The sequence below is a fragment of the Shinella zoogloeoides genome (assembly GCF_003574625.1).
Classification (GTDB): Bacteria; Pseudomonadota; Alphaproteobacteria; order Rhizobiales; family Rhizobiaceae; genus Shinella; species Shinella zoogloeoides_A.
Genome location: NZ_QNUJ01000001.1, coordinates 170,858 through 193,389 on the forward strand (window position 1 = coordinate 170,858; position 22,532 = coordinate 193,389).

25 protein-coding genes are annotated in these 22,532 nt (G+C 65.8%); 17 read left to right on the plus strand and 8 right to left on the minus strand.

What is annotated here, in order from left to right; translation table 11 throughout:
- Positions 1-38: 38 nt before the first annotated feature.
- The 9 genes from apbC to DSD28_RS00855 all read left to right on the plus strand — a co-directional run bounded on the left by apbC (position 39) and on the right by DSD28_RS00855 (position 8,687).
- Positions 39-1,220, plus strand: a complete 1,182-nt coding sequence (apbC, locus tag DSD28_RS00815; protein WP_119254457.1) for an iron-sulfur cluster carrier protein ApbC — start codon at positions 39-41, stop codon at positions 1,218-1,220.
- Positions 1,221-1,358: 138 nt separating this feature from the next.
- Positions 1,359-2,342 (plus strand): magnesium transporter CorA family protein, encoded by a 984-nt coding sequence (locus DSD28_RS00820; protein ID WP_119254458.1) that lies wholly within the window; start codon positions 1,359-1,361, stop codon positions 2,340-2,342.
- Between the two features lie 15 nt (positions 2,343-2,357).
- A complete protein-coding gene (locus tag DSD28_RS00825) occupies positions 2,358-4,259 on the plus strand; it encodes a potassium transporter Kup (protein ID WP_119254459.1) in 1,902 nt (633 codons plus the stop codon).
- A gap of 235 nt (positions 4,260-4,494) precedes the next feature.
- Positions 4,495-5,685: a cell wall hydrolase gene (locus DSD28_RS00830; RefSeq protein ID WP_432430828.1), complete on the plus strand. Its 1,191-nt coding sequence runs from the start codon at positions 4,495-4,497 to the stop codon at positions 5,683-5,685.
- A 277-nt stretch (positions 5,686-5,962) separates the two neighbouring features.
- The gene (locus tag DSD28_RS00835; protein WP_119254460.1) at positions 5,963-6,358 is read left to right on the plus strand and encodes an AtpZ/AtpI family protein; all 396 of its coding nucleotides are present in this window, start codon (positions 5,963-5,965) and stop codon (positions 6,356-6,358) included.
- Between the two features lie 61 nt (positions 6,359-6,419).
- Positions 6,420-7,172, plus strand: coding sequence for a F0F1 ATP synthase subunit A (locus DSD28_RS00840; protein WP_119254461.1), 753 nt, complete (start codon positions 6,420-6,422; stop codon positions 7,170-7,172).
- A 66-nt stretch (positions 7,173-7,238) separates the two neighbouring features.
- A complete protein-coding gene (locus tag DSD28_RS00845) occupies positions 7,239-7,466 on the plus strand; it encodes a F0F1 ATP synthase subunit C (protein WP_119254462.1) in 228 nt (75 codons plus the stop codon).
- An 88-nt stretch (positions 7,467-7,554) separates the two neighbouring features.
- A complete protein-coding gene (locus tag DSD28_RS00850) occupies positions 7,555-8,190 on the plus strand; it encodes a F0F1 ATP synthase subunit B (protein ID WP_119254463.1) in 636 nt (211 codons plus the stop codon).
- An 11-nt stretch (positions 8,191-8,201) separates the two neighbouring features.
- Positions 8,202-8,687 carry a F0F1 ATP synthase subunit B gene (locus tag DSD28_RS00855; RefSeq protein ID WP_119254464.1) on the plus strand — a complete coding sequence of 162 codons (486 nt, stop codon included), beginning with the start codon at positions 8,202-8,204 and terminating at the stop codon, positions 8,685-8,687.
- 97 nt (positions 8,688-8,784) lie between these two features.
- Here the strand turns inward: DSD28_RS00855 and DSD28_RS00860 are convergent, their stop codons facing one another.
- The 3 genes from DSD28_RS00860 to DSD28_RS00870 all read right to left on the minus strand — a co-directional run bounded on the left by DSD28_RS00860 (position 8,785) and on the right by DSD28_RS00870 (position 11,432).
- On the minus strand, positions 8,785-9,216 hold the full coding sequence (locus DSD28_RS00860; RefSeq protein ID WP_119254465.1) for a nuclear transport factor 2 family protein: 432 nt from the start codon (positions 9,214-9,216) through the stop codon (positions 8,785-8,787).
- 108 nt (positions 9,217-9,324) lie between these two features.
- Positions 9,325-9,975, minus strand: a complete 651-nt coding sequence (locus tag DSD28_RS00865; RefSeq protein ID WP_119254945.1) for a ribonuclease HII — start codon at positions 9,973-9,975, stop codon at positions 9,325-9,327.
- A gap of 299 nt (positions 9,976-10,274) precedes the next feature.
- Entirely contained in the window at positions 10,275-11,432 is a 1,158-nt protein-coding gene (locus DSD28_RS00870; RefSeq protein ID WP_119254466.1) for a PA0069 family radical SAM protein, read from the minus strand.
- Between the two features lie 147 nt (positions 11,433-11,579).
- Here DSD28_RS00870 and DSD28_RS00875 point away from each other — a divergent pair, with 147 nt between their 5' ends.
- Entirely contained in the window at positions 11,580-12,110 is a 531-nt protein-coding gene (locus DSD28_RS00875) for a glycosyl transferase (protein WP_119254467.1), read from the plus strand.
- 9 nt (positions 12,111-12,119) lie between these two features.
- On the opposite strand, the gene moaB is transcribed toward DSD28_RS00875, so the two are convergent.
- The 4 genes from moaB to DSD28_RS00895 all read right to left on the minus strand — a co-directional run bounded on the left by moaB (position 12,120) and on the right by DSD28_RS00895 (position 16,586).
- Positions 12,120-12,668 (minus strand): molybdenum cofactor biosynthesis protein B, encoded by a 549-nt coding sequence (gene moaB, locus DSD28_RS00880; protein WP_119254468.1) that lies wholly within the window; start codon positions 12,666-12,668, stop codon positions 12,120-12,122.
- A complete protein-coding gene (locus tag DSD28_RS00885; RefSeq protein ID WP_119254469.1) occupies positions 12,655-13,551 on the minus strand; it encodes a 4-(cytidine 5'-diphospho)-2-C-methyl-D-erythritol kinase in 897 nt (298 codons plus the stop codon). The genes moaB and DSD28_RS00885 overlap by 14 nt, the downstream gene beginning before the upstream one ends.
- A gap of 4 nt (positions 13,552-13,555) precedes the next feature.
- Positions 13,556-15,406: a tetratricopeptide repeat protein gene (locus DSD28_RS00890; protein WP_119254470.1), complete on the minus strand. Its 1,851-nt coding sequence runs from the start codon at positions 15,404-15,406 to the stop codon at positions 13,556-13,558.
- A 163-nt stretch (positions 15,407-15,569) separates the two neighbouring features.
- Positions 15,570-16,586 (minus strand): polyprenyl synthetase family protein, encoded by a 1,017-nt coding sequence (locus tag DSD28_RS00895; protein WP_119254471.1) that lies wholly within the window; start codon positions 16,584-16,586, stop codon positions 15,570-15,572.
- Positions 16,587-16,694: 108 nt separating this feature from the next.
- Here DSD28_RS00895 and DSD28_RS00900 point away from each other — a divergent pair, with 108 nt between their 5' ends.
- The 6 genes from DSD28_RS00900 (at position 16,695) to DSD28_RS00925 (ending at position 21,437) form a co-directional block, all read left to right on the plus strand.
- A complete protein-coding gene (locus tag DSD28_RS00900; RefSeq protein ID WP_119254472.1) occupies positions 16,695-16,916 on the plus strand; it encodes a DUF2007 domain-containing protein in 222 nt (73 codons plus the stop codon).
- Positions 16,917-17,151: 235 nt separating this feature from the next.
- A complete protein-coding gene (locus DSD28_RS00905) occupies positions 17,152-17,931 on the plus strand; it encodes a tRNA1(Val) (adenine(37)-N6)-methyltransferase (RefSeq protein WP_119254473.1) in 780 nt (259 codons plus the stop codon).
- A 78-nt stretch (positions 17,932-18,009) separates the two neighbouring features.
- On the plus strand, positions 18,010-18,885 hold the full coding sequence (locus tag DSD28_RS00910) for a S49 family peptidase (protein ID WP_119254474.1): 876 nt from the start codon (positions 18,010-18,012) through the stop codon (positions 18,883-18,885).
- 30 nt (positions 18,886-18,915) lie between these two features.
- Positions 18,916-19,107, plus strand: coding sequence for a hypothetical protein (locus tag DSD28_RS00915; protein ID WP_119254475.1), 192 nt, complete (start codon positions 18,916-18,918; stop codon positions 19,105-19,107).
- 209 nt (positions 19,108-19,316) lie between these two features.
- The gene (locus tag DSD28_RS00920; protein WP_119254476.1) at positions 19,317-20,387 is read left to right on the plus strand and encodes a dTDP-glucose 4,6-dehydratase; all 1,071 of its coding nucleotides are present in this window, start codon (positions 19,317-19,319) and stop codon (positions 20,385-20,387) included.
- Positions 20,388-20,480: 93 nt separating this feature from the next.
- Positions 20,481-21,437 carry a glycine--tRNA ligase subunit alpha gene (locus DSD28_RS00925; RefSeq protein ID WP_119254477.1) on the plus strand — a complete coding sequence of 319 codons (957 nt, stop codon included), beginning with the start codon at positions 20,481-20,483 and terminating at the stop codon, positions 21,435-21,437.
- 177 nt (positions 21,438-21,614) lie between these two features.
- On the opposite strand, the gene DSD28_RS00930 is transcribed toward DSD28_RS00925, so the two are convergent.
- Entirely contained in the window at positions 21,615-21,812 is a 198-nt protein-coding gene (locus DSD28_RS00930) for a hypothetical protein (RefSeq protein WP_119254478.1), read from the minus strand.
- 158 nt (positions 21,813-21,970) lie between these two features.
- Here DSD28_RS00930 and DSD28_RS00935 point away from each other — a divergent pair, with 158 nt between their 5' ends.
- Positions 21,971-22,519: a LemA family protein gene (locus DSD28_RS00935; RefSeq protein ID WP_119254479.1), complete on the plus strand. Its 549-nt coding sequence runs from the start codon at positions 21,971-21,973 to the stop codon at positions 22,517-22,519.
- The last annotated feature ends 13 nt before the right edge of the window (positions 22,520-22,532 follow it).

The following is a 22,532-nucleotide window of genomic DNA, read 5'->3' on the forward strand; positions in this document are numbered from 1 at the left end:
GCAGCGGCCAGGCCGCGAGGGTATTCATCGAGGGTCTCATGACGGATGTAAGCAAGGAACAGGTGCTGGAACGGCTACGCACGGTGCGCGGTCCGGACATGGACGGCAACATCGTCGACCTCGGCCTCGTCTCGGACGTGTTCATCTCCGACGGCAAGGCCTATTTTTCCATCACCGTCCCGGCCGAGCGCGCCCGCGAGCTCGATCCGCTGCGCGCCGCCGCCGAACGCGTCGTCAAGGAAATCCCCGGCATCAAGGCCGCCATGGTGGCGCTGACGGCCGACAAGCGCGCCGCTTCCGGCCCGGCCGCCGCCCGCGCGCCGGCCCCCCCGCCGCCCGGTGGCGGCGCGGCCCACGGCCATGCAGGTCACAGCCATGCCGCGCCCGGCCAGCCGCCGCAGCGTGCGAAGGCCGGCATTCCCGGCGTCGGCGCCATCATCGCCGTCGCGTCCGGCAAGGGCGGCGTCGGCAAGTCGACCACTTCGGTCAACCTCGCGCTGGCGCTGAAGGCCAACGGCCTTCGCGTCGGTATCCTAGATGCCGACATCTACGGCCCCTCCATGCCGCGGCTCCTGAAAATCTCGGGCCGCCCGCAGCAGATCGAGGGCCGCATCATCAAGCCGATGGAGAATTACGGCATCAAGGTCATGTCCATGGGCTTCCTCGTCGACGAGGAGGTGGCGATGATCTGGCGCGGGCCGATGATCCAGTCGGCGCTGATGCAGATGCTGCGCGAGGTCGCCTGGGGCGAGCTCGACGTGCTCGTCGTCGACATGCCGCCCGGCACGGGCGACGCCCAGCTCACCATGGCCCAGCAGGTGCCGCTCGCCGGCGCGGTCATCGTCTCCACCCCGCAGGACCTCGCCCTCATCGACGCGCGCAAGGGCCTCAACATGTTCAGCAAGGTCGAGGTGCCGGTGCTCGGCATCGTCGAGAACATGAGCTATTTCATCGCTCCCGACACCGGCAACCGCTATGATATCTTCGGGCACGGCGGCGCGCGCAGGGAGGCCGAGCGCATCGGCGTGCCGTTCCTCGGCGAGGTGCCGCTGACCATGGACATCCGCGAAACCTCCGATGCCGGCACGCCCGTCGTCGTTTCCAACCCGGATGGGGCGGCCGCGAAGATCTACCGCGAGATCGCGACCCGTGTCTGGCAGGAACTGGAGGCGTTGAAGGACAAGGGCACCCGCGGCGCGCCTTCCATCGTCTTCGAATAGGTGAACCTTTACGCTTTCGGCGCGTTCGTGGCGAAAGCTTGATTTTTGTGCGGCGCCGAGCAATATGCGCGGCCGGCCGCTGAACGGCGGCGTCCAACCAGGAGTGTGAGCGATGGTCCGTTCCGGAGCCATTCGCCGGTGATCACGGTTTTCCGTTCCAACGGCGAGGCACGCCCCCTGCCGGCAGAAACAGATTCTGCGGTCGCCGAAGCCCTTGCCGGCGCCGTCTGGGTCGACATGGTCGAGCCGACCCGCGAGGAGGAAGCGCTGATCGAGCGCGTTCTTTCCATCGAGGTGCCGACCCGCGACGAACTCAAGGACATCGAGCCCTCGAGCCGCCTCTACACGGACGGCAACGCCGCCTACATGACCGCCTCGCTGATGGTGAAGGCGGAGAGCGACCTGCCGCAGCTGACCGACGTCGCCTTCATCCTGACGGCCGGCAGGCTGCTGACGGTGCGCTATGCCGAACCGCGCTCCTTCGCGCTCTTCAAGAGCGGCATGCACCGCATTCCCGGCGGCTGTTCCTCGCCGACCGTGATGGTCACGCGCCTATTGGAAACCGTCGTCGACCGCACCGCGGAAATCCTCGAAATCGCCGTCTCCCGCGCCGACAGGCTGTCCATCGAGGTGTTCGGCGACCAGCGGCACCTTAACCGCCGCCCGCCGCGCTATCTGGAGGACCGCGTGGTGCAGGTCTCGGCCTTGCACCGTCTCGTTGCCAAGACGCGCGACAGCCTGATGTCGCTGTCGCGTGTGCTGACCTTCCTGCATGCGCTGCCGGCCCTGCAGTCGGATCGCGAGAGCCTCGAACTCTGCCGCACGATCACGCGGGACGTGCAGTCGCTTTCCGAACATGCAAGTTTCGTGGCGGGCAACATTACCTTCCTGCTCGATGCCTCGCTCGGCCTCATCAATCTCGAGCAGAACGCCATCATCAAGATCTTCTCGATCGCTTCCGTCGTGCTGCTGCCGCCAACCCTGATCGCTTCGACCTACGGCATGAACTTCGACTTCATGCCCGAACTGCATCTTGCCTCCGCCTATCCGCTGACGCTGGTCGCGATGGTCCTTTCGGCAATCCTCCCGTTCTTCTTCTTCCGCTGGAAAGGCTGGCTCTAAGAGCCCGATCGCCCCATGCAACATCATCCCGGTAGCGCACCGCAGGCCCAGAGCAGGGCGCGCACGCTGTTTCTCCTCTCCCTCGGTTCCATCGGCGTCGTCTATGGCGACATCGGCACGAGCCCCCTCTATGCCTTCCGAGAAGCGCTGCGCCCCGTCGCGCAGGACGGCATCACGCGCGCCGAGGTGATCGGCCTCATCTCGCTGATCATCTGGACGCTGACGATCATCGTCACGCTCAAATACGTGCTCTTCCTGCTGCGCGCCGACAACCACGGCGAGGGCGGGACGCTTTCGCTGCTCGCCCTCCTGATGAAGACCGCCGGCCGGCGCGCCACAGTGCTGTTCTTCATGGGGGCGGTGGGCGCCGCGCTCTTCATCGGCGATGCCATGATCACGCCCGCCCTTTCGGTGCTGTCCGCCGTCGAAGGCCTGAAGCTGGTGACGCCGACGCTCGGGGACTATGTCGTGCCCATCTCGGTCGTCATCCTCGTCATGCTCTTTGCCGTGCAGTCGCTCGGCACGGCCGCCGTGTCGAAGTTCTTCGGTCCGATCACCGCCATCTGGTTCATCGTCATGGGCCTTGGCGGCATCCGCCATATCAGCGACGACCTCGGCATCCTCGCCGCCTTCAATCCCTATTACGCCGTGGTCTTCATGATCAACGAGGGCTATGTCGGCCTCGTCGTGCTCGGCGCCGTCTTCCTGACGGTCACCGGGGCCGAGGCGCTCTACGCCGACCTCGGCCATTTCGGCCGCCGGCCGATCCAGTGGGCCTGGTTCTGCCTCGTCTTCCCGGCGCTGACGCTGAACTATCTCGGCCAGGGCGCGCTGATTCTCGCCCATCCCGAGGCCTTCGAGAATCCGTTCTTCCTGATGTTTCCCAACTGGGCGCTGCTGCCGATCGTCATCCTGGCGACGGCCGCCACCATCATCGCCAGCCAGGCGGTCATCACCGGCGCTTTCTCGCTGACGCGGCAGGCGATCCATCTCGGCTTCCTGCCGCGCATGGAGATATTCCACACGTCCGAAACCCAGACCGGCCAGATCTATCTGCCGGGTGTCAACACGGTGCTGCTCTTCGGCGTCATGCTGCTCGTCTTCATCTTCGGCTCGTCCGAGAAGCTGGCGACGGCCTATGGCATCTCCGTCACCGGCGCGATGGTGGTGACGACCGTCATGGCCTTCGAGTTCCTGCGTGCCCGCTGGCGCTGGAAGCCGCTTGCCGCCATCGGCGCGCTGACACCGCTCCTCCTCCTGGAACTCACCTTCCTCGGCGCGAACCTTCTCAAGGTGCATGACGGCGGCTACGTGCCCGTCACCATCGCTGCCGCCGTGGTTCTGCTGATGTGGACCTGGACGCGCGGCACGCGCATCCTGCGCGACAAGACCCGCCGCATCGAGGTGCCGCTGCCGGCTTTCATCAAGTCCGTCGAAAAGCAGAGCGCCCATGCGCCGGTGCAGGTCGCCGGCACGGCGATCTTCCTGACGAGCGATCCCGATTTCGCGCCCGCCGCGCTGCTGCACAACATCAAGCACAACCACGTCCTGCACGAGCAGAACTTCATCCTGACGGTCAAGACCGCCAACACGCCGCGCGTCGTGCCGGCCGAGCGCTTCTCGGTGGAGCGCATCTCCGACCGTTTCTCGCGCATCGAAATGCGCTTCGGCTTCATGGAGACGCAGAACGTCTCGCAGGCGCTGGGGCTGATGCGCAAGGCCGGGCACAAGTTCGACATCATGTCGACCTCCTTCTATCTCGGCCGCCGCAAGCTGGTGCCCGATGCGCAGTCCGGCATGCCCATGTGGCAGGATCGCCTGTTCATCGGGCTCGCCAACCTCGCCACCGATCCCTCCGACTACTTCCGCCTGCCGACCAACCGTGTCGTGGAACTGGGATCGCACGTCGTCATCTAGCTGCACCCGCGAGATCACGCAGTCTGACGAAAACGTGAAGGGGAGGCACCTGCCTCCCCGATGCGGTTCATCAGCATTAACCAACCATCAAGGTTAATGCTTCATTTTACCCTGACAACGAGCCGCTTTGGGCCCGTGCCTCGGCGCGGCAGGCTCCTATCGAACAGTTCCGGGCAGGAGAACACGCCGGCGAGCCGTCGGCGCGGGGGCCTGCACATGCGTGCGGAGTAGACAGTTGCGTAAGCGTAGCATTCGTCATGCAAAGGCAGGCCGCTTCTTTGCGTATCTGAAGCGGGAATGGAAAGTCCCTCTGGCGCTCGGGCTCGGTCTTGCCGCCATCGTTCCCACCGAATCGGCAAGGACCGACCTTGCCACCTATCTTGCCGGCCTCAACCGCAAGGGTGGCAATCAGACCATGGTGCTGACGCGCTCGCCCGCCGGTTCCGTGCACGAGATCGAGATCGACTTCGCCGACGCCATGACCACCGGCGGCATCGAGAGCGGGGCCGGGGTGGACCTGCCGGGCGGCGTCAAGGCGGCGGTGCTCAGCGAAGACAAGGGCAAGGGCGGAATTCCCGACGAGGAACGCATCAACCGTCGCGACAAGAAGGGCCGCATCATCGCCGTCCTGCCCGTCCTGCCGCCGAAGGGCTTTGCCGCCGGCTCGATCCTGGAGCGCACCAGCTCGCTGCTTTCGCCGGTCTTCGACGCCGAGGAGCGCATGGCTTTCGCCAAGCCGCAGATCAAGGGCAAGGAGATCGCCATCGCCACTGCCTTCTACAAGAAGAAGGCCGCGCACAAGGATCCGGGCGTCTCGCCCATGCTCGCCAGCCTCGTCACCAACGACAAGGCCGACGTACTCGCCACCGCCTATGCTCCCGTCGGGCCGGACTATGCCCGGGAATCGCCTTTCGATTCGATCCTGAAGCCCAAGGAGGAACTCGGCCGCTTCATTCCCGACATCTCTCCCGACGATCACGCCTGGGCCGCAACGGCCCTGCCGGCGGAGGTCTTCAGCGCCAAGGAACAGAAATGCCTTGCCGAAGGCATCTATTTCGAGGCGCGCGGCGAGGAGGTGAAGGGCCAGGCCGCCGTCGCGCAGGTCATCCTCAACCGCGTGCGCAATCCCGCCTATCCGAAAACCATCTGCGGCGTCGTCTACCAGAACGAAAACTGGCGCGGCCGCTGCCAGTTCTCCTTCGCCTGCGACCGCATTCCCGACCTGATCCTCTCGCCCTGGAACTGGAAGACGGCCAAGGAAGTTGCCATGGCCGTCACCGCCGGCAAGATCTGGCTCGACGACGTCGGCTCGGCCACCCACTACCACGCGACCTATGTGAACCCGCCCTGGGGGCGGACGATGAAGCGCGTGGCCAAGATCGGCAAGCATATCTTCTACCGCACCTATGGCGGCGGCTGGAGCTGAGGGGCCTGCCGATCGTCCGGCGGGTGTGGTGAGTCCGTGCCACACCGCGCGCGATTCCCGGGGCGGAGAGTCGCGGCCTCCGCATGAATCCTGTTAATTAACTGATATTGTTCGATATTTTTGGTGTTGCGCAAAGCTTCGCCATGCCTTGACTATACCGGCACCTAAAACTATGTTGCGCCCGACTTCAAAAGGGGTCGGATATGGCTTGCAGCCTAGCCTTTAATATGTCCGCAATGGGGCGAATGCACCGGCGGAGAAAGACGAGGAAGGCGCCATGACCGATCAGCAAAAGGAAAGTCTGGAAGACCGGCTGAAACGCCTCGACGCGGAACTCGCGGAGCGGCGCAAGACAGACGGGGCGGATGCAGCCGCCGAGGCGAGGGCAGCCGAGAGCCGTACAGGCTACGCGGTCGCCATGAAGCTCTCGAGCGAGTTCGTCGCAGCCGTCATCGTCGGGGCGCTTCTGGGCTATCTTTTGGACCATTTTGCGGGTACAGGGCCTTGGGGGATGATCGTTTTCCTGCTCCTTGGCTTCGGTGCCGGCGTTCTGAACGTCATGCGCGCGGCTGGCATGGTGGCATCGCCCCATCCGGTCGACAGGCTGGCGGGGCGAGAGCCCGGCAAGGCCGGCGGCAGGCGGGACGAAACCGAGACGAAGGACGGCGCCTGACGGCGTGGTCCCTATAGTGGGTGACTTCCGCCGCAAGGCGGGCAAGCGAGAGAGATAAGCGGTGTCCAACGATCCGACCCATCAGTTCCTGGTCAACAAGATTGTTCCGATCGAAATCGGCGGCATCGATTTCTCGTTCACCAATTCCTCGCTGTTCATGGTCGCCACCGTCGCGGTCGCCGCGGGTTTCCTCTACTTCACCACCGGTCAGCGCGGCCTCGTGCCGAGCCGCATGCAGTCGGTCTCGGAAATGTCCTACGAGTTCATCGCCTCGATGCTGAGGGAAGGGGCGGGCAGCCACGGGATGAAGTTCTTCCCGTTCGTCTTCTCGCTCTTCATGTTCGTGCTGACGGCGAACCTCATCGGCATGATGCCCTATTTCTTCACGGTCACCAGCCAGATCATCGTCACCTTCGCCCTGGCGATCCTCGTCATCGGCACGGTCATCGTCTACGGTTTCTACAAGCACGGCTTCGGCTTCCTCAAGCTCTTCGTGCCCTCCGGCGTGCCCGGCGCGCTTCTTCCGCTGGTCGTCTCGATCGAGGTCATCTCGTTCCTCTCGCGCCCGATCAGCCTCTCGATCCGTCTCTTCGCCAACATGCTGGCGGGTCACATCACGCTGAAGGTCTTCGCCGGCTTCGTCACCTCGCTGAGCGCCCTCGGCGCCGTGGGTGTCGCAGGCGCCGTCCTGCCCCTTCTCATGACCGTCGCCCTGACCGGTCTCGAATTCCTCGTGTCGTTCCTGCAGGCCTATGTCTTCGCAGTTCTGACATGCATGTACCTCAACGATGCCGTGCATCCGGGTGGTCACTAAGGAAACAGTCGTCGGCGCCCTCGGGCGTCGCTCATAAGCCGCAACAACCCATTCAAGGAGTTCAACATGGAAGCGGAAGCAGCAAAGTTCATCGGCGCAGGTCTTGCCACGTTCGGTCTTGCCGGCACGGCTCTCGGCCTCGGCAACATCTTCGGCAACTACCTCTCCGGCGCTCTGCGCAACCCGTCTGCTGCTGACAGCCAGTTCGGCCGTCTCGTATTCGGCTTCGCCGTTACGGAAGCTCTGGGCATCTTCTCGCTGCTCATCGCTCTCCTCCTCCTCTTCGCCGTCTGATATCGGCAGAGGATCGGACCATGGCCCTTTGGGCCGTGGTCCACCGTACGCTTGAGTACATGATTGAGAGTGCCCCCTGGAGGTGAGCATGTCCGTGACCCCGGCGTCGGCCGAGTCCACCCCTTTCGAAATCGCCCAGGCCGAGACTCCTGCTGTTACCACGCATGAGGCCCAGCCGGCAGGCGAAGTGCACACCGAAACGGGTGTCGCACATGGTGAAGAGCACGCCACCGGCGTCTTCCCGCCTTTCGACCAGACCACATTCGCATCGCAGCTCCTGTGGCTGGCGATCACCTTCGGTCTTTTCTACCTTCTCATGTCGAAGGTTGTCATTCCGCGCATCGGCGGCATCCTCGAGACGCGTCATGACCGCATCGCGCAGGATCTCGACGAAGCCGCACGCCTGAAGGCGGAAGCGGATGCCGCGATTGCGTCCTACGAGCAGGACCTCGCGAGCGCCCGTGCCAAGGGCAGCGCCATTGCCTCGACCGCCCGCGACGAAGCCAAGGCCAAGGCCGATGCCGAACGCGCCAAGATCGAAGCCTCGCTGCAGGATAAGATCGCCGGTGCCGAGAACCGCATCGCCGAAATCAAGGCCAAGGCGCTTGCCGATGTCGGCTCCATCGCTGAGGAAACCACGGCCGCCGTCGTCGAACAGCTGATCGGCGCCAAGGCCACCAAGGCCGAGATCGCTTCCGCCGTGAAGACGGTCGCAGGCGAGTAAGGGAGGTTTCGATGGAATTCGACGCAACATTCTACGCCTTTGTCGGCCTCCTGCTGTTCCTGGCCCTCATCGCCTATCTCAAGGTTCCGGGCATGATGGCCAAGGGTCTCGACGCCCGCGCCGAGAAGATCCAGAACGAGCTGGCGGAAGCCAAGCGTCTTCGCGAGGAAGCCCAGCACCTGCTCGCAGAGTACCAGCGCAAGCGCAAGGATGCCGAGGCGGAAGCCGCCAGCATCGTCGCCGCCGCTGAACGCGAGGCAAGCGCGCTGACCGCCGAAGCCAAGCAGAAGACCGAGGAATACGTCGCCCGCCGCACGGTGCTCTCCGAGCAGAAGATCAAGCAGGCGGAAGCCGACGCGATCAACGCCGTGCGCGCCGCCGCCGTCGACCTCGCCGTCGCCGCTGCCGAGAAGGTCATCACCGCCAAGGCGGATGCGACCACCGGCAAGACGCTTTTCGACAACGCCGTCAAGGAAGTGAAGGCCCGCCTCAACTGAGGTGCCTTTCGCAGAACGATTTGGAAAGGCCGCCCCCGGGGCGGCCTTTTTGTATTGGCGGCTGCTTCGCCGATTATAGCCGACCCGCCGCTGAAGGTCAGGCTATGCCATGCTTCTTCAAAAGCGCCTGTTCGTCACCCGATATCCAGCCGAAAATCTTCGGCTCCCCGTCCAGCACCTGAACCAGATAGTGAACGTCAAAATCTATGGCGACGTCCGGCCGATCTGTCCGCGCATAGGTGGCGGTCCAGGCGACATGGGCCATGCAATGATGCTCATCGATCGGGGACAGGCGGATATCGCGTATCCGCATTTCCTTCGTCCCGATCGCGCGGTAGCGATCATGGCCCTGCGCCATGCCTCGCCTGAATTGATCGTCGTTCTTCCCGGTTCTTACCCCGGCGGGAGCGGCGCCTATGAACTCGGAAGCATAAAGCGATGCGAGTTCGCTCATGTCTGACTTGCCGCGCAGAGAGCGGTTGAAAAAGCGTTCGTACCGCTCGAGTAGTCGCCTTACAGCCTTCTCCATAGCGCGGCTCCAGATCGCCCGTTCCAAGTGAAGCATAGTCCAGGAAGACGCGTGTAGGGAGGGGGCCGGCCAAAAGCGGGTTCCGCAGACCCCGTACGGGTCGGCGCGTCAATCCTGCTTGAGCGGCCGGAAGCTCATGCGGTGAAGGCGGCAAGGCCCTATTGATGCGATAGCCTTGCGGTGGACTTCCGTGGCGTAGCCGGCGTGGATGGCGAAGCCGTAGCCGGGGAAGGTGGCTTCGGCGCGGGCCATCATGCGGTCGCGCATGACCTTGGCGACGATGGAGGCTGCGGCGATGGAGACGGAGAGGGCATCGCCCTTGACGACGGCGCGGCCTTCGCAGGCGAGCCCCGGTGGCACGTCGCGGCCGTCCGTCAGGACCAGCTTCGGCGTGACCTCGAGGCCGGCGACGGCCCGTCGCATGGCGTCGAGGCTGGCCTTGCGGATATCGATGACGTCGATACGGCGCGAAGAGCTGGACGCGACAGAGACGAAGGCGCTCTGCATGATGAGCGCGAAAAGCAACTCACGTTTTGCCGCGCTCAGCTGCTTGGAATCGTGGAGGCCGGGCGGGATATTGTCCGGGTCGAGCACCACGGCGGCGGCGACGACGGGGCCGGCGAGCGGGCCGCGCCCGGCTTCGTCCGTGCCGGCGACCGGCCACAGGCCCCGCTTGCGGGCCGCGATCTCCATCGAGAAATCGGGCCCTTCGGGCATGTCGAAAAGGAGGCGGGAATCGGAGGATATGCTCTTGGCCATGGCGGAGACCATGCACATCCGTCCGATTCCCTGCAAGTCCTCCGGCGGATGCGGCGCGCCGGAGGAGCTTCCGGGACGCCCAGGGGATGGCGCGGGCCGGAAAGCGGTTCTGCCGAGGCCGGCCTGCTATCGGGCCGGAGGGCATATTCAATGCCGTTAGCTGTATAGGCCCCCTCATCGGGCCCTTCGGGTCACCTTCTCCCCGAGGAGAAAGGGAAGAATGGCGAGATCCAATTCCATAGCGATAGGCTTGCCGGAGAGAGATGTGTGGCGACACATCCCTCGCCTGCGATGCGCATTTACAGCAGCGAAAGCTGCACGCCGCTGCCCGAGGGCGGGATGAACTGGTCGATGGCGAGGTTGCGGCGGGTGCGGGTCAGTTCCAGCCGCTTGGCGGTCATTTCGAAGCGGCGGGCGATCTGCCAGGCATAGGGGCCGGCGCCCTTCATGCGCTTGCCGAACTCCGCGTCGTAATCCTTGCCGCCGCGCATGGAGCGCACCAGCGACATGACGTGGCGGTAGCGGTCGGGGTAGTTGCGCAGCAGCCAGTCGCGGAAGAGCGGGCTTACCTCCAGCGGCAGGCGGAGCAGGACGTAGCTCGCTTCCAGCGCGCCCGCCGCCTTGCCCGAATCGAGCACTCGCTCGATCTCGTGGTCGTTGAGGCCGGGGATGATCGGCGCCATCATGATCGCCGTCGGGATGCCGGCTTCCGACAGCGCGCGGATCGCTTCCAGCCGGCGCGGCGGGGTCGCGGCGCGCGGCTCCATGGTGCGCGCGAGCTTGCGGTCGAGCGTGGTGACGGACATGCCGACCCAGGCGAGCCCGCGCGCCGCCATGCGCGAGAGGATGTCGATGTCGCGCATGACCAGCGCCGACTTGGTGACGATGGAGACCGGATGGTTCGCCTTGTCCAGCACGTCGAGGATCTGCCGCATGATGCGCCATTCCTTCTCGATCGGCTGGTAGGGATCCGTATTGGTGCCGATGGCGATGACGCGCGGCTTGTAGCCGGGCCTGGAAAGCTCGCGTTCCAAAAGCTTCGGCGCATCGGGCTTGGCGAAGAGCTTCGCCTCGAAGTCGAGGCCGGCGGAGAGGCCCATGAAGGCATGGGTTGGCCGGGCGAAGCAGTAGATGCAGCCGTGCTCGCAGCCGCGATAGGGATTGATCGAGCGGTCGAAGGGAATGTCCGGCGATTCGTTGCGGGTGATGATCGTGCGGGGCTTCTCGACCTGCACTTCCGTGCGAAAGGGGGGAAGCTCCTCCAGCGTCTGCCAGCCGTCGTCGAATGTCTCGCGCGTCACCGGCTCGAAACGGCCGGTGAAATTGAGGCTTGCTGCGCGGCCGCGCCGCCGGTCGCCGTCGACCCGCATGCCCGTCTGCGCCATCAGCGCATCGGCAACGTCCTTCGTGTGGCCGGGCGCCAATGCGCCCTGCCTGAGGCTCACAAGATCGTTCATGGCTGTCTCCGGGCGGGGCCGTCTCGCCCCGATTCAATGACTATATTCCTATCGCCGAAATGAGAACATTGCAAGAACAAATTTCCGTTCCGCCCGGCAGGGCGGCCGGATGGTGGCAATCGATGCTGCGATGCGGTATGGGAAGGAATGCTGACGATCATCATGGAATGCCACAACGACGAGGCGGAACTGGCGCAGACGCTTTCCGCGCTCGTGGCGGGCGCGGTCGAAGGCGTGGTGCGTGACGTGATCGTGCTCGACCACGGTTCGACCGACGGCTCGGCGCGGGTGGCCGACGCCGCCGGTTGCCGGTTTCTGACGGACTGGGACCTGAAGGACGTGGTGCAGTCGGCGCGCGGCGACTGGCTGCTGCTGCTGGAGCCCGGTGCCCGGCCGCTGGCGGGCTGGGTGGACGCCGTCACCGACCATGTCGCGATCGATCTGAAGCCGGCGCGCTTCGCCGCTTCCCGCAACCACCGCCGAGGCTTCCTCCAGCGGCTCGGCCGCAGGTCGCTGCTCGAACAAGGCTACCTCGTCAGCAAGCGCACGGCGGCGGCGGGCCTGCGCCCGGGCATGGCGCTGGCGGACATCGCCAACGGCCGGGCGGTGCGCGAGCTCCTCGCCGAGATCGTGCCGGCCTGGGCGGTGAAGGCGATGCGCATTAAAACACAGAATTAGAGAGTGCGGTCAGCCGGTCGAGCGTTTCAGATGCTCGTCGAGGCGCGGCATGATTTCCACGAAATTGCAGGGCATGTGGCGATAGTCGAGCTGCGCCTTGAGGATGCCGTCCCAGGCGTCCTTGCAGGCGCCGGGCGAGCCCGGCAGCACGAAGACGAAGGTGGCGTTGAGGACGCCGCCGGTCGCGCGCGACTGGATCGTCGAGGTGCCGACCTTGTCGTAGGAGATGCGGTGGAAGACCTCGGAAAAGCCGTCCATACGCTTCTCGAAGATCGGCTCCAGCGCCTCCGGCGTCACGTCGCGGCCGGTAAAGCCCGTGCCGCCGGTGGTGATGACGACGTCGATGGCTTCGTCGCGCGTCCAAGCCTCCACCCGGGCGCGGATCGCGCCGACATCGTCCGGCGCGATGGCGCGGGCGACGAGGCGGTGGCCGGCATCGGCAATGCGTGCGGCGAGCGTATCGCCGGAGCGGTCGGTCTCGGGCGTTCGCGTGTCGGAGACGGTGAGCACGGCGATGCCGACGGGAATGAAGGGTCTCGTTTCGTCAAGCTTCGCCATCGCTGCCTCCGATTGTCCGGGTGGCGGTGACGAACCAGCGGGGATGGCGCTGCGCCAGCATCGCCGCCGCCGCTTCCGCCGCCGCCTCGCTCGTATATAGCGCGAAGCAGGTGGCGCCGGAACCGGACATGCGCACCACGCGCGCATCCGTCGCGGCAAGGCTTTCCGTGATCATGGAGATATCCGGGCAGAGCGCGCGGGCAGGGGGCTCCAGATCGTTGCGCAGGCCGCCGATGGCATCGAGCCAGCCGGCAGGCGCGTCGTTCAGGATGAGCGGCGGATTGTGCCGGGAGGCGAGCGCCTTGAAGACCGCCGGCGTGGAAACACCGACCAGCGGATTGACCAGCACCATCGGCAGCGCCGGCAGGGCGACGGGCGTGATGTCCTCGCCGATACCGCGGGCGATCAGCGGGCGGCCGGCAAGGCACATCGGCACGTCCGCGCCGAGCCCGAGGGCAAGCGCCTCGCGCTCCCCGTGCGGCAGGCGGGCCCGCCAGAGCACCTCGAGGCCGCGCAGTGTCGCCGCCGCATCCGCCGAGCCGCCGCCGATGCCGGAGGCGATGGGCAGGTTCTTTTCGAGATGGATGTGGACGGGCGGGGCGGCCTTGCCGTGTCGGGCGAGCGCAGCGCGCAGGCGGTCCCGGGCACGGATGACGAGGTTGTCGCCCCCTGCAGCAAGGGTCTCGGAAAAGCGGCCGGAAAGCGTGAACCGGTCTTCGGCCGCGGGCGACAGGCCGATGCGGTCGCCGAAGGCGGCGAAGGTCACGAGACTGTCGAGGAGGTGGTAGCCATCCTCGCGCCGGCCGACGACGGCGAGCGCGAGGTTGATCTTGGCCGGTGCCGGTTCGACAACGGCCAAGCCCGAAAGGCTTTCGACGGGCATCGCGTCAGGACTTGCGGTCTGTCGCCTTGCCTTCCGGCGAGGTGTTCTGCGCGGGCTTGTCGTCCTTGGCTTCCGCGGAGGCAGGGACGGTTTTCGGCAGGTCCGGCAGGCCGTTCTCGACCTTCAGTTTGATCTTGGGTATCTCCGCTTCTTCCGGCTTCAGGCCGAGCGCGCGGTTCCACTGGAAGGTGGCTTCCAGCTTGCGGCCGACGCGCCAGTAGGCATCGCCCAGGTGATCGTTGATGGTCGGGTCGCCGGCCTTGAGTTCGGCCGCCCGTTCCAGTTCCGCCACCGCGTCATCGAAGCGGCCCATGCGATAATAGGCCCAGCCGAGCGAATCGACGATATAGCCGTCGTCGGGCTTGAGGCTCACCGCCTTGCGGATCATGTCCAGGCCCTCGTCGAGGTTCAGGTTCATGTCCACCCAGGAATAGCCGAGATAGTTCAGCACCTGCGGCTGGTCCGGATTGAGCTCCAGCGCCTTGCGGAAGTTGGGCTCGGCCTTGTCCCATTCCTTCAGGCGTTCATAGGCGATGCCGCGCTGGAAGAAGATGGTCCAATGGGTGCGCTGCGGCACGGAGCCGATGACGTCGACGGCCTTGTCGTAGAGCGCGCCCATCGCCTTGTAGTCCTTGGCGTCGGAAAGCACGCTGCCGAGCGCCAGATAGGAGCGCAGGTCGGAGGGATCGGCATCGATCAGCTCCTGAAGATGCTTCCTGGCATCGTCGGGCTTGCCGGTGTCGTTGAGGTTGAGGCCGAGCTGCAGCTCGGAAATGCGGCGCATCGGCGACTTTTCCGGCACGGCGCGGTAATATTCGATCGCCTTTTCCGGCTTCTTCTGGGTCTCGGCAAGGCCGCCCAGAAGCACCAGCACATCGTCGCTGTCGGGATCGAGCGCGTGGGCGGCCTGCAGATAGAGCGAGACGATGTCTTCCGCGCCCTCGCGGTTCAGCGCCCCGCCGATGGAGAAGAGCACGGCGGCGGCGCCCTGCGCGGCGGTGCGTACCTGCTGCTCCTGCTTGTCGCCGGCCTCGATGCTCTGGCGAAGCGCCTTCAGCGGCGCATAGCTGTTGACGAAGTTGTCGCCGACGGAAACCGCGTCGAGCGCCTTCTGCCTGTTGCCCTCGCGCGCTTCCAGCCGTGCCAGTGCCATCACGGCGCGCAGGAACGTGTCGGGCGCGGCGCTCGCGCCGTTACGGTCGAGGATCGCCTCGTTGAGCCGTGCGCGGGCCGTCGTCTTGTCTCCCGCGGCAGCCGCCAGCGCGCCGGCATGATAGTTCTTGAAGATGGCGAGCCATTCCGGTCCTTGCATGCCGCTGATGAGCTTCAGCGCTTCCTTCGGCTTGCCGTCGCCGAACTTGGCCCAGGCAAGCAGCAGGTCGTTCATCATGCGGTCGAGATCGTTCGGGCCCTTGTAGGCGAGGATCTTTTCCGCGGTCTTGTATTCGCGCTTGCGGATCGCCTCCATGGCGCGCACGACCGAGGTGATGCGCTCGACGGCCGGATCGTTCTTCAGCGTGTCGGCGAGCTTCACGCCTTCGGAGAAGTCGCCGTTCATCAGGTGCGTTACCATCAGGCGCTGCTTGACGTCCGAATTGGTCGGGTCGAACTGCAGCGCGATCTTGTAGAGCGTGACGGCGGTCTCGTAGTCCTTGTCGAAATCCGCCGTGCGGGCGGCGAGGAACGCGCCCGAGAAGGTGTTGACGCTGAGCGGATCGAACGGCGTTTCCTCCGCGGCGGCTGTGGCCGCTGCTGCGGGCTTGTCCTCCGCGAATGCCGCCAGAGGACCGGTGAGCGCGATGCTGGCCGCAATCGCCACGCCGGAAAGAAGCCGAAGGAGAAGGGAATGCCGCATCAAAATGCCTTTCGCCGGAAGGTATGGAGTTCGCCCCGAGCCGCGCATGGCACATCGTGCCACGATGGCGCCCAAATCAGTCACGGACTCATGACGGCAGAGAATGGCTTTTTTGGCGCGGTGCGGCAAGAAAATCCTGCCGCCCGCGTTTTCTCGGGCCGGGTCAGCTGACGCGGGCGATCGAGAAGTCGATGACCTCGAGCAGCGCGTCCTTCCAGGGCGAGGCCGGCAGCGGGGCGAGCGCGTCGCGGGCGATCATGCCGTAGTGCTGGGCGCGGGCGATGGTGTCGGCAAGGCCGCCGTAGCGGGTGATGAGGCCGAGCGCGCGCTCCAGATTGGCGTCGTCGCTGTTGCCGCCCTCGATGGCCTCGCGCCAGAAGGCGCGGTCTTCCGCCGTGCCGCGCCGCCAGGCGAGGATGACCGGCAGCGTGATCTTGCCTTCGCGGAAGTCGTCGCCGGTGTTCTTGCCGAGATCGGCGGCCTTGCCGCCATAGTCCAGCGCATCGTCGACGAGCTGGAAGGCAAGGCCGAGATTCATGCCGTAGGACTTCAGCGCGTTGCGCTCGGCCCGGCTGGTATTGGCGATGATCGGGCCGACTTCGGCGGCGGCGGCGAAAAGCGCGGCCGTCTTGGCGCGGATGACTTCGAGATAGTCGTCCTCGGTCGTCTCCATGTTCTTGGCGACGGAGAGCTGCAGAACCTCGCCCTCCGCGATCACGGTGGCGGCGGTGGAGAGCACGTCGAGCGCTTCCAGCGAGCCGACCTCGACCATCATCTTGAAGGCCTGGCCGAGCAGGAAGTCGCCGACGAGCACGCTCGCCTGGTTGCCCCAGATCATGCGGGCGGTGGACTTGCCGCGGCGCATGTCGCTCTCGTCGACGACGTCGTCGTGCAGCAGCGTCGCCGTGTGCATGAACTCGACGCTGGTGGCGAGCTTGATGTGGTGGTCGCCGTCATAGCCGAACATCGAGGCGGCCGCGAGCGTCAGCATGGGACGCAGGCGCTTGCCGCCGGAGGAGATCAGATGGTTGGCGACTTCCGGGATCATCTGCACGTCCGAACCGGCCTTCGACAGGATGAGCTGGTTCACCCGCTCCATGTCGGCTTTCGTAAGGTCGACGAGCGGCTTCACCGATGCCTGTTTGTTTTTGCCTTCTTCAAGCGGTATCACGACGCCCAAATGCCCGGACTCCTGTTCATTTTTGTTGAAAGACAATAGAAAGCGGGGCCTTCTGCGGCAAGAGGCGAATTGTCCCGCCCTCGGAATTAAGGCTGGAAAAAGACCGGAATGATCGAACTGATCCGTACCAACGACGCCGTCCTGCTCTCCTTCGCGGAAAGCCTGATGAAGGAGGCGGGTATCCACTGCCTCATCGCCGATGAGGGCATGAGCATTCTCGAAGGCTCCCTCGGCATGCTGCCGCGCCGCTTCCTGGTGGAGGCGGACCGGGAGGACGAGGCACGGCGCATCCTCACGGATGCGGGGCTCGGGGCGGAGTTGCGGCCGTGAGCATGTGGGCGGGCAAGTGCCCCTCATCCGGCTGCCGCCACCTTCTCCCCGCAAGCGGGGAGAAGGGGAATGCCGCCCGGCTTTCCCAAGTCAGAAGACATTCGCCCTTGCCCAAAACCTCGCCGCTTGTCCCTTCTCCCCGCCTGCGGGGAGAAGGTGGCGGCAGCCGGATGAGGGGCATGGGGCGCTGCCCAGGTGCCGCCTCCCACTCGTTCTCCGCCAAGGCTCCCCACCCATGACCGTCCGCGAAACCGTCGACGCTTTCCACTATGGCCGCTTCCACATCGTCCAGCCGAAGGGCATAGGCCATCGCTCCGGCATGGATGCGATGCTGCTCGCCGCGCTGGTCGCGGGTGAAGGGCCGATGCGGGTCGCCGACCTCGGGGCCGGGGCGGGGGCGGCCGGCCTCGCCGTCGCCTCGCGCCTTGACAAGGCGGAGGTGACGCTTGTCGAGCGCTCGCCGCTGATGGCCGGCTTTGCCCGCAAGACGCTGGTGCTTACCGCGAATGCCGCTCTTGCGGGCCGCGTCTCGGTGCTGGAGGCGGATGTCTCCCTTTCCGGCAAGGCGCGCATCGCGGCCGGCCTTCTCGACGACGTCTACGACCACGTCATCATGAACCCGCCCTTCAACGACCGCACCGACAGCCGCACGCCCGATGCCCTGAAGGCGGAAGCCCATGCGATGGAGCACGACCTCTTCGAGCGCTGGATCAAGACGGCCGGCGCCATCATGAAGCCCGGCGGCCAGCTCTCCCTGATCGCCCGCCCGCAATCCATCGCCGAGATCATCGCCGCCTGCGGCCGCCGCTTCGGCGGCATCGAGATCACCGCCCTCCATGCCCGCGCCGGCGAAGTGGCGCTGCGCATCCTCGTCACGGCCATCAAGGGCTCGCGCAGCAAGCTCGCGCTGCGCATGCCGCTCGTCATGCACGAGCCCGGCCAGCACGACTTCACCCCCTTCGTCGACGACCTCAATAACGGCCTTGCGGCCTATCCACGCCTGCCGAGGGCCTGATTTTTCAGGCGCGGCATTGCGTTTTTTCCGGCCATGCATACATCTGCCGGGCAACCGAACAGGAGACAGGGTCGCGCGATGGCCGGATTTTTGAAGAGACTGGTGCCGAAGAAGTTCCGCAAGGAAGGGGTCGTCATTCCGGTCGTCCGGCTGCAGGGCGCGATCATGACGGGCGGCAGCCAGTTCCGGCCGGCGCTGAACCTCGCCGGCGTCGCCACGGCGCTGGACAAGGCCTTCGCCTACAAGGATGCGCCGGCGGTCGCCGTCTCCATCAATTCGCCCGGCGGCTCGCCGGTGCAGTCGCGTCTGATCTTCCAGCGCATCCGCGATCTGGCGGCCGAGAAGGGCAAGCAGGTGCTCGTCTTCGTCGAAGACGTCGCGGCCTCCGGCGGCTACATGATCGCGCTTGCGGGCGACGAGATCTTCGCCGATCCCACCTCCATCGTCGGCTCGATCGGCGTCGTCTCGGGCGGCTTCGGCTTCCCGGAAATGCTGAAGAAGATCGGCGTCGAGCGGCGCGTCTATACCGCCGGCACCAACAAGGCGATCCTCGATCCGTTCCAGCCGGAGCGGGAGAACGAGATCGAATACCTCAAATCCCTCCAGCTCGAGATCCATCAGGTCTTCATCGACATGGTGAAGGCGCGGCGCGGGGCAAGGCTTGCCGATGACCCGGACCTCTTTTCCGGCCTGTTCTGGACGGGCACCCGCGGGCGGGCGCTCGGGCTTGTCGACGGCCTTGCCGACATGCGCTCGGAACTGAAGCGGCGCTACGGGCCGAAGACGCGGCTGGAGCTCGTCTCGGCGCCGAAGGGGCTCTTCGGCCGAAAGACCCCGGGCGTCGGGGGGCTTTCCGGCGACATGGCGGAGCGTATAGGCTCTGCGGGTGTGGCGACGGTAGCCGACCTTGCGGAGGAAAAGGCGCTGTGGGGTCGCTTCGGCCTTTCCGGCTAAGGCGCCGACAAAACGATAAGGGGAGGGGCGATGGCCCAGATCATCTTTCTGCTTCTGGTCGTCGGGCTTGCCTGGTACGGCTATCGCAAGTTCGTGACCGATGCCGAGCGGCTGAGCAAGCAGCGCCGCCGCACCGAGGAGGAGCGCCGCACCGGGGCGACGGGCACGCTCGTCAAGGATCCGGAGACCGGCGAATACCGTTTGCGCCGCGACGACGAGTAGCGTCGCGGCACGCCTCCGTCCTGCGGCGGGACCGGCGGAAAGAGGCCCCTCGTGCCGTTCCGGCACATTAACCATGCCCCGTAAGGTTAACGGCGTATTTATCCGTTTGCGGACGTTCCCCGCCGTTGCGCCCGCGCGCAGGCAGGGCGATCTGTGGGCCAGGGTTGCATGATGCGGCCCGTGACGTGTCCGCATGAACGGAGTTACCCATGGCCTCGCTCGATCTCGACCGGATCAACACCATCGTTGTGACCGGTGGCGCGGGCTTTGTCGGCTCGCATATCGTCGACGATCTCCTGGTGCATTGCCCGCAGGCGCGCATCCGCGTGCTCGACGCTTTCACCTATGCCGCCGACATGTCGCATCTCGACGCCGCCTTCCGTACCGGCCGGGTGACGATCCAGCAGGGCGATGTCGGCAATCTCGATCTCGTGACGGAGATGCTGAAGGATGCCGACCTTGTCGTCCATGCGGCCGGCGAAAGCCATGTCGAGCGCGCCTTCGCGGTACCGGAGCGCTTCACGGTCGCCAATGCGCTCGGCACGCAGGTGCTGGTCGAGGCGATGGGTCGCCGCCGCGTGCCGCTGATGATCCATGTCGGCACCGCCGAGGTCTATGGCGCCGGCGGGGGTGCGCCGATCGGCGAGAGCGCGCCGCTGTTGCCGGACAATCCCTACGGCGCCTCCAAGGCCGCCGCCGAAATGCTGATCGCCGGCCTTCGCCGTTCCTTCGATCTCGATATTCGCGTGCTGCGTCCGGTCAATATCGTCGGCACGCGGCAGAATACGGAAAAGCTTCTGCCGCGCTTCCTCGAAATGGCGGCCGTCGGCCAGCCGCTGCCGGTACATGGCGAGGGGCACCAGACGCGTGCCTTCGTCACCATCGCCGATTTCTGCGCGGCGCTGAGGACCGTCGTCACCCGTGGAGCGGAAAACGCCACCTACAATGTGGCGGGTGACGACCTCCACGACATCCTCTCCATCGCCCGCATGGTGCTCGAGGCCGTTCAGGACCCGGTCGCGGGCGTCGCCTTTACCGAAGGCCGGCCGGGCGATGCCGGCCGTTCGCCGCTCGATACAAGCGCGCTACAGGCGCTCGGCTGGCGGGCGACGGGAACGCTGCGCCGCGAACTGCCGATGCTGGCCGCCTGGTACGGTGCCCGCGTGCCGGGCGGCGCGCGTCGCCGCATTCGCGGCGTGCCGGGCCTTGCGCCGCAGCGGGTGCAGGCCGTCACGCAGGCCGCCGGTTCCGGCCTCTTCCGTTCGCTGGAGCGCCATTGAGGCGGCGTCCGCGCCAGGCCGAAACCCTTGACCCATCAGGCGCATCGTGGCACCAGTCCGCAAGCTCTTCCAGAATGCCCGGACACGAAACCGATGACCTCCACCGCCCTGCCCGACCACATGAATCCGACCCGCTCCTTCCAGGGGCTGATCCTGACGCTGCACAACTACTGGGCGGACAAGGGCTGCGCGGTGCTCCAGCCCTACGACATGGAGGTGGGCGCGGGCACGTTCCACCCGGCGACGACCCTGCGCGCGCTCGGCCCGAAGCCCTGGCGGGCGGCCTATGTGCAGCCCTCGCGCCGCCCCTCGGACGGCCGCTATGGCGAGAACCCGAACCGCCTCCAGCACTATTACCAGTACCAGGTCATCCTGAAGCCCAACCCGTCGAACCTGCAGGAGCTCTATCTCGGCTCGCTCGCCGCCATCGGCCTCGATCCGCTGCTGCATGACGTGCGCTTCGTTGAGGACGACTGGGAAAGCCCGACGCTCGGCGCCTGGGGCCTTGGCTGGGAGTGCTGGTGCGACGGCATGGAAGTCTCGCAGTTCACCTATTTCCAGCAGGTCTGCGGCATCGAATGTGCGCCCGTCGCGGGCGAGCTGACCTATGGCCTGGAACGCCTCGCCATGTATGTGCAGGGCGTCGACAACGTCTACGACCTCAACTTCAACGGCCGCGAGGGCGACGAGAAGATCACCTATGGCGATGTCTTCCTGCAGGCCGAGCAGGAATATTCCCGCCATAACTTCGAGTATGCCGACACGGCCATGCTGCACCGGCACTTCATCGACGCGGAGAAGGAGTGCCAGGCGCTTCTCGCGGCCGGCGCACCGGGCGATACCAACGCGCTGCACAAATGCGTGCTGCCGGCCTACGACCAGTGCATCAAGGCGTCCCACGTCTTCAACCTGCTCGACGCGCGCGGCGTGATCTCCGTCACCGAGCGCCAGAGCTACATCCTGCGCGTGCGCACGCTGGCCAAGGCCTGCGGCGAGGCCTTCCTGCTCACGGATGCGGGCGGCGCGAACTGGACCAAGGACGCGGCCTGAACGGGATCGCCCCACATCCGGTTGCCGCCACCTTCTCCCCGCAAGCGGGGAGAAGGGGATGGAGAAACGGCTTCCTACCCATCCAAGCTTTGGGAAAACCTTGCATCCTCCCCTTCTCCCCGCTTGCGGGGAGAAGGTCCCCGCAGGGGGATGAGGGGCAATCCTTTCTCTCCTTCTTCAAACCTTCGCCGAAACCGTCACCCCCAGCTGCCAAACCGGCTTGAGCGTCGGATAGGCGCCGGTCGGGAGCTGGCCGGCATAGGTCTGGAGGGCCCGGCGCACACCCGAGGGCCGCTCGACCGAAGCGCCCGTCGCATAGGCGAGGAAGAGGGCGGCAAAGCCGAGGACGTTGATGGAGAGGGCGAGGGTTTTCATGGCGGCTGCTTCGGGTTCGGGTGGTCGATGAAGCAACTATCGGGCAAGGCGACCGGCGGCGCGGTTCCCGCGGTTACAGGAAAGCGGCCTCCGGGGCTTTCCAGCGGCGTTTCGGATGCTAATCTCCCGGAAAACGCGAACAGGGAGCTTTGAAGCGCATGATTGGTCTCGCAATCGCGGCGGTGGTCGTCATCTATGCCATCGTCATCTACAACGGCCTCGTGCGGGCGCGGCAGATGAAGGAGGAGGCCTGGTCCGGCATCGATGTGCAGTTGAAGCGCCGCGCCGACCTCATCCCCAACCTCCTCGAAACCGTGAAGGGCTATGCCGCGCACGAGAAGGAGACGCTGGAAAAGGTCGTCGAGCTGCGCAACCGGGCGCAGTCCATCCCCGCTGGCGACGTCGCCGGCCGTGCGCAGGCAGAGGGCATGCTGAGCCAGGCGCTCGGCCGCATCTTCGCCCTTGCCGAGGCCTATCCGGACCTCAAGGCAAACCAGAACTTCGCCGAGCTGCAGCAGACGCTGGAGACCATCGAGGGCGAGATCCAGATGTCGCGGCGCTACTACAACGGCGCGGCCCGCGATCTCAACGTGAAGGTCGAGAGCTTCCCGTCGAACCTCCTCGCCAGCCTCTTCAAATTCGCCAAGGCGCCCTATTTCGAGATCGACAACCCGGCCGACCGCGCCGTGCCGACGGTGAAGTTCTGAACCCGGAGCGCCC